The sequence below is a fragment of the Streptomyces sp. JLYT201 genome, from assembly GCF_059448825.1.
Genome location: NZ_CM182551.1, coordinates 4,364,483 through 4,375,298, shown reverse-complemented (window position 1 = coordinate 4,375,298; position 10,816 = coordinate 4,364,483). Strand labels below are relative to the sequence as shown.

Sequence of the window (10,816 nt, the reverse complement as noted above, 5' to 3'; positions counted from 1 at the left end):
CCTACCCTCCCCCCTGTGCGGAAGAATCCGCCATGGCGCCGCCCCCTCCTGGAAGGCGGTACGGATCGTCCCAGAGCAGTGCTGCGTGGCGACCGAGCGTAGAGTCGCCCTCAGCAGCATCCCCGGCTTTTGCCTCTATGCGCAACGACCGGACGGCATCGGGTAGTTGATGGATTCCTGTGCGAGCGGCCAAGTCGGCCAGCTCGCCGCGGAACACCGGATCTATGCCGCCCCGTCTGTCCCACACCACGATGGGCACCCCGGCGCGCAGCGACTCGGCCAACTCGTCGACACCGGAACCGCTTCCGCCGGCGCGGCCCGGCGGGTCGCTGAGGACCACCATGACGCGCCGGGGGTCCGAGAGCAGCCGGGAGCGGCCGTCGTCGGGAAACCAGTGCACGGGCCCCGCTCGGCCGGTGAGGAGCGCGTCCCAGCGGCGCGCCCAGCGGCCGTGGGTGTCCGTGCGCTCCATCCTTTCGAGGCTGCGCAGGAGCACCGGGTGGTCCTCCCCGAGGCTGCCGTCCGCGCCGTGGAAGCCCTTCTTGGCCCACCGCTCGACCGGCAGCCCCAACAGCTCCCTGGGCAGCACGAACTCCAGCGTGAGGTCCTCCTTGCAGAAGTAGGCCCAGCCCGTCTCCGCCTCCTCCACCAGGGACTTCACCTGCTCGGGCAGCTCGGCCACGTCGACGCGCAGATCCCCGCCGCGCACCGGATAGGGCTCGGGCCCCTCGATCTGCCACCAGTACGAGAGCAGCCGCTCGTCCGCGTGGTCGGGGTCGGGCAGGGGGCGCAGCCGGATCAGCAGACAGGCGCTCGGCGCCCACACCGGCTCCTGGCCGACGGCGCGCACCGGGGGCGCGGGGGTGGGGGCCGCCGCGCGGACGCCGCGCCCAAGAAGGCCGGATTCCGCCCCCGCCGCCACGGGCAGGGCGGGATCGCCGCTCTCGACCGGTACGACGGGCACGTTCTCGGCCCGCGGCGGGCGGCCCCGGCCCCGCTCGCCCCGGCGGGCGGCGGGCCGCGGGGGCCCGTCGTCGTACGGCTCGGGGCGGGCGCGGTGCTCCATCGCCCAGTCGAGCAGGTCCTGTTGACGCTGGCCCTTGGCGTAGCGGGCGAGGTGCTCGACGAGCAGGACGCAGGGCGGCAGTTCGCCGGGCCGGGCGTTGAGCGTCGCGGCGTGCACGACGGCGAGCCACGGCTCGGTGCAGTGGGCGGGCAGCGGGTCCGCGCGGTACCGCATGACCTCCTGGTACGCGCCCGCGATGTCGAGCACTTCGAGGCCGCCGAGCGCCTCCATCAGACGGGACCAGTCCTCCGGCGGGAACAAGGGCACCTCCGCCACGGCGATCGCGGTCCGCACGCGCTCGGTGTAGCGCGTGTTGCCTTCGAGGAGTTCGACGACGCCGCCGAGGACCTGGAGGCCGTCGGCGTACTCAAGGACCGCCATGAGGAGCGAGGAGAGGTACGTCCGCCGCCGGGCGCTGTCCGGCACCGCGACCGTGGCGCCGAGGGCCCGGCCCACCATGCGGGTGCACTCGCGAAGGGTGGCCGTCTCGTCGAAGGCCGGTACGCCGTCGAGGGCGTCGAGCACGATCTTGGGCGGGCCCCAGGACTGCGTCACGGGGCATCGCCGCCCGGCGCCTGCGGCCACACCTCGTCGAACAGTGCGAGCGCTGCCCGCGCCGGTTCTGACGACTCGTCAAGCAGGCGCAGCGCGGCCACGAGCGCCTCCCTGCCGTCGCGGTGGTCGACGCAGGCCTGCACGACGTGGAAGACCTGGAGGCGCGGTCTGGGGTGGTCCCGGACGCCGTGCCGGATGTGCGGGGGAAGCAGCCGCCGCAGCGTGGCCGCGCGGTCCTCCTCGACCAGGTGCACCGCAAGGAGGGCGTCGGCGAGGGCGAACTGGTCGCGGTCGGTGGGGAGTCGGGGCGGCGGGCGCTCGGCGCGCGGCTGCGTCGCGGTGCCGTGGCCCGGGGGCTCCGCCGGGCCCGCGGTGCCGTTCCCGCCGCCGTCGACCGCGGGGGCGAGGGCGGGGCACAGCCGGGCCACCGCCTCCATGGGGAGCATCCACGCCGCCCTGGTGCGCCGGTCGCCGAGCGCGGCCGTGAGCATGCCGACCACCCTGCGCGTGGCGGGGTCCCAGACGCCCGCGCCGCTGAAGCCCGGCTCGATCCAGGCGCTCGCGGAGTCGAGCCCGTCGAGCTGCACCCAGCCCAGGTGCGGCCCGCCGCGGCCCGCGAGGCTCGCTCTGGACCACAGCCCGTCGGGCGCGCGGGCGGGGTGGCCGTACACGCTCACCTCGCGCCGGTCGGGTTCGCCGCAGGGGCCGAGCCGCGCGAAGCCGACGTCGGGGGGCGGCCGCCAGGTGGTGGTGAGGACCGCGAGGTCGCCGACCCCGTCCTCCGGTCCGGGGAACCAGCCGCCGGGCACGACCGTGGCCTCGCCGGGCAGCACCTCCGGGTGGCCGCCGACGTCCACGCGGACCGCCTCGGCGGGAGCGTCGAGGCTCGTCCGGCGCAGGGCGCCCGCGACCACGTGCGCGCAGGTCAGTACGTAGCAGGGAGCCACCATGATGCCGGCGCCCCGTAAGTCGCCCGCCGGCGTGAGGACGCGCACGCGCCCCGCCGCGGGCGTGCTCTGCCCATCCCCCTCGGCCACTGCCCCGCCCCTTCCCCCGGCACGGATCCGACGGCGCGCACTTCCCGGTACGGAGCCAGCGTACGAAGGACGCACGCTCCGCGCACCGGCGCTGCGCGCACCGGAGTGTCCCGGGTCCGTAACCGCCGGTTCCCCGGTGACTACCCAGGGAACCGGACGTTCACGGCCAGACCAGGCAGTACGCCTGGTGTCCCGCGTCGTGCAGGCGGTGGCTGAAGTCCTGCCACTCGTGCAGGAGTTGGTAGACGTTGAACGCGTCGCGGGGGCCGCCGCGGTCCGGGACCGTGGACCAGATGAAGGCGGCGGCGCCGACCGACTCCTCGCCGACGCCGCGCAGCGGGTCGACGACCGTCATGGGGAGCTTCACGACCGCGTAGTCGGGGTGGAGGACGACCAGTTCCAGCGGGGGGACCTTGTGCAGGGGTATGCCCTCGATGCCGGTGAGGACCATCGCGGCCATCGTCTCCGGCTTGATCTTCGTGAACATGCCGCCCATGCCCAGCTCGTCGCCGCCGAGCTCCTCGGGCCGCATCGAGATCGGTACCCGGGCCGCGGTCGCGCCGTCCGGGGCCCCGAAGTACTTGTAGGTCACCCCCACCCCGCCGCTCCTGCTTCCCGTACGGTCACGCCTCGCCCTGTCCGGCGCCCGCTGCTCGGGGGCCGGGGCCGCCTCCGCATCTCGCCGGTGCTTGCCCCGCCGGGCACGCCGGGGACCCAGGCCGTCGGTCCCCTCGCCCAGTCCACCACCGCGCTGCATATCTCCACCCGACTGCTTTTCCAGGGCGCGCGGGCCTTGCCGCGCAACCCGATCATCGTGTCAGTGACCTCCCCCACGGTCACCCGCCGAAACGTGGGGTGAAACACCAGTCCACAGGATCTCCGCACCACCCGCCCCGAGGGAAGGCGGTGCGGCCGGAAAGCCGGCGCGCAGGAGGCCCCGGCGCGCCGTCCGGACCCTCTGACACCATGGTTCATGTGAGCTTCCCGTATAGCGCCCCAGTTTCGCAGACTCTTTTCGACCGTGCGGCGGCCGTGACGCCCGGCGGTGTGAACTCGCCCGTGCGCGCCTTCCGCGCGGTGGGTGGTACGCCCCGCTTCATGGTGTCCGGTACCGGTCCGTACCTCACGGACGCCGACGGTCGCGAGTACGTCGACCTCGTGTGTTCGTGGGGGCCCATGATCCTCGGCCACGCCCACCCCGAGGTGACCGCGGCCGTCCAGGAGGCCGTCGCGCGCGGCACGTCCTTCGGCACGCCGGGTGAGGGCGAGGTGGCCCTGGCCGAGGAGATCGTGGCCCGGATCGCCCCCGTCGAGCAGGTCCGTCTGGTGTCCAGCGGCACCGAGGCGACGATGTCCGCCATCCGCCTCGCCCGCGGGTTCACCGGGCGCGCCAAGGTGATCAAGTTCGCCGGGTGCTACCACGGCCATGTGGACGCGCTCCTCGCCGCGGCCGGGTCCGGCGTCGCGACCCTCGGCCTGCCGGACACGCCCGGGGTCACGGGCGCCCAGGCGGGCGACACCATCGTCCTGCCGTACAACGACATCGAGGCCGTGCACGAGGCCTTCCACAACCACCCGGGCCAGATCGCCTGTGTGATCACGGAGGCCTCGCCGGGCAACATGGGCGTGGTGCCGCCGGGACCCGGCTTCAACGAGGGCCTGAAGGCCGCGTGCGAGAAGAACGGCGCCCTGTTCATCTCCGACGAGGTCATGACCGGCTTCCGGACGAGCAGGGCCGGCTGGTTCGGCGTGGACGGGGTCGTGCCCGACCTGATGACCTTCGGCAAGGTCATGGGCGGCGGCTTCCCCGCGGCGGCGTTCGGCGGCCGCGCCGACGTGATGGCGCACCTCGCTCCGGCGGGCCCCGTCTACCAGGCGGGCACGCTCTCCGGCAACCCGGTCGCGACCGCCGCGGGCCTCGCGCAGCTGCGGCTGCTCGACGACGCCGCGTACGCGAAGGTCGACGCGGTCTCCGAGCGGATCCGCGGCCTGGTGAGCGAGGCGCTCACCAAGGAGGGCGTGGCGCACCGCGTGCAGAACGCCTCCAACATGTTCTCCGTGTTCTTCACGGACCGCGAGGTGCGCGACTACGAGGGCGCGAAGGCGCAGGAGTCGTTCCGCTTCACCGCGTTCTTCCACTCGATGCTGTCGCAGGGCGTGTATCTGCCGCCGTCGGCCTTCGAGTCCTGGTTCGTGTCCACCACCCATGACGAGCGTGCGGTCGAGAAGATCGCGGCGGCCCTTCCGGCGGCCGCGCGCGCCGCCGCCGAGGCCGAGGAGGTCAGCGCGTGAGCGGGGCCGATGAGCTGACCGTCGTCCATCTGATGCGCCACGGCGAGGTGCACAACCCGGACGGCATCCTGTACGGGCGGCTGCCCGACTACCACCTCTCCGAGCTCGGGCGGCAGATGGCCGACCGGGTCGCCGAGCACCTGTCGTCGCGGGACGTCACGCACGTCGTCGCCTCGCCGCTCGACCGGGCGCAGGAGACGGCCACGCCGATCGCCAAGGCGCACGGCCTCGACCTCGCGACGGACGGGCGCCTCATCGAGGCCGGCAACGTCTTCGAGGGCAAGACCTTCGGCGTCGGCGACGGTGCCCTGAAGAACCCGGAGAACTGGAAGCACCTGGTCAACCCCTTCAAGCCGTCCTGGGGCGAGCCGTACGTCGAGCAGGTCGTGCGGATGATGGGCGCGCTCGACGCGGCGCGGGACGCGGCGCGCGGGCACGAGGCGGTGTGCGTCAGCCACCAGCTGCCGATCTGGATCGTGCGCAGCTTCGTGGAGAAGCGGCGGCTGTGGCACGACCCGCGCAAGCGGCAGTGCACGCTGGCCTCGCTCACGTCGTTCACGTACCGCGGCGACAAGATCGTGTCGGTGGGGTACTCGGAGCCGGCGCGGGATCTCGTGCCGAAGCACCTCCTGGCAGGGGCCAAGCCGGTGAAGGGGAAGGCCAAGGCCTTCGGGGCGTAGCCGGTGCGCTGGGCTTGAGCAGGGCCGGCCCCTGCGGGGCCGGGCCGACCGCTGCCGCTTGCCGCCCGTCTTGCGCGGGTTGTCCGTGGCCGGGCGCGCAGTTCCCCGCGCCCCTTCGGGGCGCTCCTGTGCGGGGCGCTCCCCGTGGGGCGCTGCTGTGCGGGGGCTATGAGGTTGCTGTGCGCGGCGGGTAATGGGGTGGCCACCCTATGGCGTGGAATGTCTGTTCTCTGTAATAGGCCCCGAATAGGTCCGGCTTGGCCGGAACCCGTCCCGGCGTCGTGCCCTCTAAGTGGTTGTCCTTTGCACAACCGAGGGCGCGACGAATGGGGATGGAATGCGCGACGACAGCCGGACGGAAACGGACCTGGGCGGCGGAGCACCGGCCGCGAGCCGAGGTGCGCTGAGCCGGCGGGGCGCGATAGGCCTGGGCATAGGCACCGCGGCGGCCCTCGGGCTCACCGCCTGCGGCTCCGGCTCCGGGGACTCGGGCTCCGCCGCCGCCGACAAGGGCAAGGGCGGCGGCGCCGAGCCGGAGCGCCCGGCCAAGCCGATCGGTGACGGCTCCACGGCGTTCACCGGGAAGCAGCCCAATCAGCCGGAGGCGCCCCGCCCGCTGGAGCCGGGGGAGACGCCGCCGCAGTTCGTGATCTTCTCCTGGGACGGCGCGGGCGAGGTCGGCAACGGCCTGTTCCCGCGCTTCCTGAAGCTCGCGAAGGAACACGACGCGGGGATGACGTTCTTCCTCTCCGGGCTCTATCTGCTGCCCGAGTCGAAGAAGCGGCTCTACCGCCCGCCGAACAACGCCGTCGGCGCCTCCGACATCGGCTACCTCACGGACGGCCACATCAAGGAGACCCTGAAGTACGTCCGCCAGGCGTGGCTGGAGGGCCACGAGATCGGCACGCACTTCAACGGCCACTTCTGCGCGGGCACCGGCACCGTGGGCAACTGGACGCCCGCCCAGTGGCAGAGCGAGATCGACCAGGCCAAGTCCTTCGTGAAGAAGTGGCGGACGAACACGGGCTGGACGGATCTGCCGTCGCTGCCGTTCGACTACGAGAAGGAGCTGGTCGGCGGCCGCACGCCGTGCCTGCTCGGCCAGAACAACCTGCTGCCGACCGCCAAGAAGCTCGGCTGGCGCTACGACGCGTCCTCGCCCGGCGGCCGCCAGAAGTGGCCCGAGAAGAAGCTGGGCATCTGGGACCTGCCGCTGCAGCAGATCCCGTTCCCGGGGCACTCCTTCGAGGTCCTGTCGATGGACTACAACATCCTCGCCAACCAGTCGAAGAACTCCACGAAGGCCCCGCCGGCCAACTACCCGGGCTGGCGCAAGCAGGCCACCGAGGCCTACCTCGCGGGCTTCAAGCGCGCCTACGAGTCCAACCGCGCCCCCTTCTTCATCGGCAACCACTTCGAGGAGTGGAACGGCGGCATCTACATGGACGCCGTCGAGGCCGCGATCAAGGGCATCGCCGGGAAGAAGGACGTACGCCTGGTCTCCTTCCGGCAGTTCGTGGACTGGCTCGACGTGCAGAAGCCCGAGGTGCTCGCCAAGCTGCGCAGCCTGGAGGTCGGTCAGAAGCCCACCGGCGGCTGGAAGAGCTTCCTGTCCGACGCGGGCTCCGGCGGCAGCCGCAAGGACGCCGAGAAGGACACCGGCGACGCCGCCTGAAACACCGGCTGGAAAACACGCGGAAACCCTGTCTGAAATGGGACTTTCCGCTACCGCGGGGGGCGTCGAAGATCCCCGAATCGGGCATGCGAAACTTTTCACATGAGTGCCGCCTGCCGCGCCCCCCGCAGCCAGAACCGCAGTCTCGACCGCCGTGCCGGCCGCCGTCGCAGTCGCGCGTCGGCGCTGGCGGCGGCCGCGGCGGCCGCCGCGCTCACCCTGACGGCCTGCAGTTCCGGCGGCACCTCGGGTGGTTCCGGCAACACGAACTTCGTCGTCGGCTCCGACGGCATCTCCACCGTGAAGAAGGCCGACCGGCACGACGCGCCGGACCTCGACGGGAAGACCCTCGACGGCGACGAGCTCAGCCTCGGCGACTACAAGGGCAAGGTCCTCGTCGTCAACGTCTGGGGCTCCTGGTGCCCGCCGTGCCGCGCCGAGGCGCCGAGCTTCGCGAAGGTCGCCAAGGAGACCAAGGCCAAGGGCGTGGAGTTCGTGGGCATCAACGCCCGCGACCCCGAGAAGGGCCCGGCCATCGCCTTCGAGAAGGACAAGGGCGTGCCGTACCCGAGCCTGTACGACCCGATGGGCAAGCTGATGCTGCGCTTCCCGCGGGGCACGCTCAACCCGAACTTCATCCCCTCCACCCTCGTCATCGACAAGGACGGGAAGATCGCGGCGCGTTCGCAGCAGCCCCTCAGCGAGGAGAAGCTGCGCAAGATGATCGACCCCGTGGTCGCGGAGAAGTGACCGACGTGTCGACCGCCATCGCCGCCGCCCACACGCTCGCCGCGTCCGGGCCGAACCAGACCGTCATGAGCGGAGCGCTGCTGCTCGCGATCCCCGTCGCGGTGCTCGGCGGCCTCGTCTCGTTCTTCTCCCCGTGCGTCCTGCCGCTGGTGCCGGGCTACCTCTCGTACGTGACCGGTGTGACCGGGCAGGACCTGGAGGAGGCCAAGCGGGGCCGGATGGTCGCGGGGGCCGGGCTCTTCGTGCTCGGCTTCACCGCGATCTTCGTGCCCGCCGGGATGTTCGTCGGGGCGCTCGGGCAGACCCTGAAGGAGCACCAGAGCACCGTCACGAACGTGCTCGGCGTGGTGATGCTCCTGCTCGGGCTCTTCTTCATGGGCCTCATGCCCTGGCTCACCCAGCGCGAGTTCCGCTTCCACAAGCGGCCCGCCACCGGGCTCGTCGGGGCCCCGATACTGGGCGCCCTGTTCGCCGTAGGGTGGACGCCGTGCATCGGCCCGACGCTCGCGGCCGTCAACGTCCTGTCCTTCGAGGGCGCCGACCCGCAGCGCGGCGCGCTCCTCGGCGTCGCGTACTGCCTGGGCCTCGGCATCCCGTTCATCCTCGCGGCCGTCGCGTTCCGCAAGGCGCTCGGCGCGTTCGGCTGGGTGAAGCGGCACTATGCCTGGGTGATGCGGATCGGCGGCGGCATGATGATCGTGACCGGGCTGCTGATGCTGACCGGCGTCTGGGACAGCGTCATGCAGCAGATGCAGGTCTGGTCGAACAGCTACTCGGTGGGGATCTGATCCATGAGCAAGACCACGACCACCCGGGACGCGTCCGCCGCCCAGGACGAGCTCGGGGCGGCCGGCGCGCAGCTGTCCACCGCTCCCCTCGACGAGGTCACCGGCGGCGGCCCGAACCTGCCCGCGCTCGGCGTCATCGGCTGGTTCCGGTGGATCTGGCGGCAGCTCACCTCCATGCGGGTCGCGCTGCTCCTGCTGCTCCTGCTGTCGCTCGGCGCGATCCCCGGCTCGCTCATCCCGCAGCAGGGCACCGACGAGCTCAAGGTCCAGGACTTCAAGGACACCCACACCACGCTCGCGCCGATCTACGAGAAGCTCGGCCTGTTCCACGTCTACAGCTCGGTGTGGTTCTCCGCGATCTACATCCTGCTCTTCGTCTCGCTCATCGGCTGCATCGTGCCGCGCACCTGGCAGTTCGTCGGCCAGCTCCGCGGCCGCCCGCCGGCCGCGCCCAAGCGGCTCACCCGGCTGCCCGCGTACACCACCTGGCGCACCGACGCCTCGCCCGAGCAGGTCAACGAGGCCGCGCTCGCGCTGCTCAAGCAGCGGCGCTTCCGCTCCCACCAGGTGGGCGGGGCCGTCGCCGCCGAGAAGGGCTATCTGCGCGAGGCCGGGAACCTGGCCTTCCACATCGCCCTGATCGTGCTCCTGCTCGCCTTCGCCGCCGGACAGCTCTTCAAGTCCGAGGGCGGCAAGCTGATCATGGAGGGCGACGGCTTCTCCAACACGCTCACGCAGTACGACGACTTCAAGTCCGGCAGCCTGTTCAGCACCGACGAACTGGAGCCGTTCAGCTTCAGGCTGCGCAGCTTCGAGGGCACGTACGAGACGTCGGGACCCCAGCGCGGCACGGCCCGCACCTACAAGGCGCACGTGAGCTACACCGAGGGCGCCGACGGGCCGGAGAAGCAGAAGGCCATCGAGGTCAACAAGCCCCTTGAGGTGGGCGGCACGAAGGTCTATCTGATCGGCCACGGCTACGCGCCCACGGTCACCGTCCGCGACGGCCGGGGCAAGGTCGTCTCCCGCGTCTCCGTGCCGCTGCTGCCCATCGACTCCATGGGCACGGCCACCGGCGCCATCAAGGTCCTCGACGGCTACCGCGACAAGAACGGCAAGAAGGAGCAGCTCGGCTTCAACGCCTTCTTCGTGCCGACGTTCGCGGGCGAGGGCAACGGCCAGATGTTCTCCCAGTTCCCCGCGCCCTTCAATCCGCGGCTCGCGCTCTCCGCGTACCACGGCAGCCTCGGCGTGGACTCCGGCATCCCGCAGAACGTGTACCAGCTGGACACGCGCAAGATGCAGAAGTTCAAGGACGCCAAGGGCGAGCTGCTGAAGAAGCGGCTCAAGATCGGCGAGACCATGAAGCTGCCGAACGGCGCCGGGTCGATCACCTTCGAGAAGGAGCTCAAGCAGTGGGCGACCTTCCAGATCTCCCAGGAGCCGGGCAGCGGCTGGGCGCTGGGCGGCGCGATCGCCGCGATCGCGGGCCTCGCCGGTTCGCTGTTCATCCAGCGCCGCCGCGTCTGGGTCCGGGCGGTGCGGGGTGCCGACGGCGTCACGGTCGTCGAGATGGCGGGCCTCGGCCGCAGCGAGTCCGCCAAGGTGCCCGAGGAGCTGGCCGCCCTCGCGGAGAGGCTGCACGAGCAGGCACCGAGCGCGCCGGAACCGGAGGCCGCCGATACCGCCGACGCGGCGGACACGGCCGACACCGCGGACGCCGCCGACGCGGCGGACACCGCTGAGGCCGCTGAGGCCGCCGCACCATCCGGCAAGGACATGCCGTCCGTTAACGACGTGCCGTCCGGCAAGGACGCGGGCGGCCCGGGCGCCGAAGAAGCCTCGGACACCGAAGAGACCGCGGCCCCCGAGACCCCAGCCCCCGAGACCCCGGACACCGACGAGACCTCGGACACCGAAGCAACCTCGGACACCGAAGAAACCCCGGCCCCCGACACCCCGGACAAGGACAC

General features: G+C 72.0%; 8 protein-coding genes and 1 pseudogene. 6 read left to right on the top strand and 3 right to left on the bottom strand.

Going from position 1 to position 10,816, the window contains the following annotated elements; genetic code table 11:
- Nucleotide 1 precedes the first annotated feature (1 nt).
- The 3 genes from AC5WAM_RS17860 to AC5WAM_RS17850 form a co-directional block, all read right to left on the bottom strand.
- Complete coding sequence (locus tag AC5WAM_RS17860) at nt 2–1,621, bottom strand: VMAP-C domain-containing protein (RefSeq protein WP_495523133.1); 1,620 nt, start codon at nt 1,619–1,621, stop codon at nt 2–4.
- The gene (locus AC5WAM_RS17855) at nt 1,618–2,658 is read right to left on the bottom strand and encodes an effector-associated domain 2-containing protein (protein ID WP_495523132.1); all 1,041 of its coding nucleotides are present in this window, start codon (nt 2,656–2,658) and stop codon (nt 1,618–1,620) included. The genes AC5WAM_RS17860 and AC5WAM_RS17855 overlap by 4 nt, the downstream gene beginning before the upstream one ends.
- 160 nt (nt 2,659–2,818) lie before the next feature.
- Nucleotides 2,819–3,415, bottom strand: a complete 597-nt coding sequence (locus AC5WAM_RS17850; RefSeq protein WP_366790998.1) for a hypothetical protein — start codon at nt 3,413–3,415, stop codon at nt 2,819–2,821.
- A gap of 209 nt (nt 3,416–3,624) precedes the next feature.
- Between AC5WAM_RS17850 and hemL the strand changes: the two genes are divergently transcribed.
- The 6 genes and pseudogenes from hemL to resB form a co-directional block, all read left to right on the top strand.
- Nucleotides 3,625–4,950, top strand: a complete 1,326-nt coding sequence (gene hemL / locus AC5WAM_RS17845) for a glutamate-1-semialdehyde 2,1-aminomutase (protein WP_138961182.1) — start codon at nt 3,625–3,627, stop codon at nt 4,948–4,950.
- A 32-nt stretch (nt 4,951–4,982) separates the two neighbouring features.
- Nucleotides 4,983–5,630, top strand: coding sequence for a histidine phosphatase family protein (locus AC5WAM_RS17840; protein ID WP_242729048.1), 648 nt, complete (start codon nt 4,983–4,985; stop codon nt 5,628–5,630).
- 337 nt (nt 5,631–5,967) lie between these two features.
- Nucleotides 5,968–7,305, top strand: coding sequence for a polysaccharide deacetylase family protein (locus tag AC5WAM_RS17835; protein WP_495523131.1), 1,338 nt, complete (start codon nt 5,968–5,970; stop codon nt 7,303–7,305).
- 102 nt (nt 7,306–7,407) lie between these two features.
- Entirely contained in the window at nt 7,408–8,055 is a 648-nt protein-coding gene (locus tag AC5WAM_RS17830) for a TlpA family protein disulfide reductase (RefSeq protein WP_495523130.1), read from the top strand.
- A 65-nt stretch (nt 8,056–8,120) separates the two neighbouring features.
- Nucleotides 8,121–8,843 carry a cytochrome c biogenesis CcdA family protein gene (locus AC5WAM_RS17825; protein WP_138966923.1) on the top strand — a complete coding sequence of 241 codons (723 nt, stop codon included), beginning with the start codon at nt 8,121–8,123 and terminating at the stop codon, nt 8,841–8,843.
- A gap of 3 nt (nt 8,844–8,846) precedes the next feature.
- A pseudogene (resB, locus tag AC5WAM_RS17820) lies at nt 8,847–10,610 on the top strand (cytochrome c biogenesis protein ResB); the annotation flags it as partial.
- Nucleotides 10,611–10,816 lie beyond the last annotated feature (206 nt).

Bases quoted from the DNA above. Each gene is read 5' to 3' on its own strand.
- AC5WAM_RS17835 (WP_495523131.1), top strand. From the start codon at position 5,968: ATGCGCGACGACAGCCGGACGGAAACGGACCTGGGCGGCGGAGCACCG.
- hemL (WP_138961182.1), top strand. From the start codon at position 3,625: ATGGTTCATGTGAGCTTCCCGTATAGCGCCCCAGTTTCGCAGACTCTT.
- AC5WAM_RS17850 (WP_366790998.1), bottom strand. From the start codon at position 3,415: ATGCAGCGCGGTGGTGGACTGGGCGAGGGGACCGACGGCCTGGGTCCC.
- AC5WAM_RS17825 (WP_138966923.1), top strand. From the start codon at position 8,121: ATGAGCGGAGCGCTGCTGCTCGCGATCCCCGTCGCGGTGCTCGGCGGC.
- AC5WAM_RS17830 (WP_495523130.1), top strand. From the start codon at position 7,408: ATGAGTGCCGCCTGCCGCGCCCCCCGCAGCCAGAACCGCAGTCTCGAC.
- AC5WAM_RS17840 (WP_242729048.1), top strand. From the start codon at position 4,983: ATGCGCCACGGCGAGGTGCACAACCCGGACGGCATCCTGTACGGGCGG.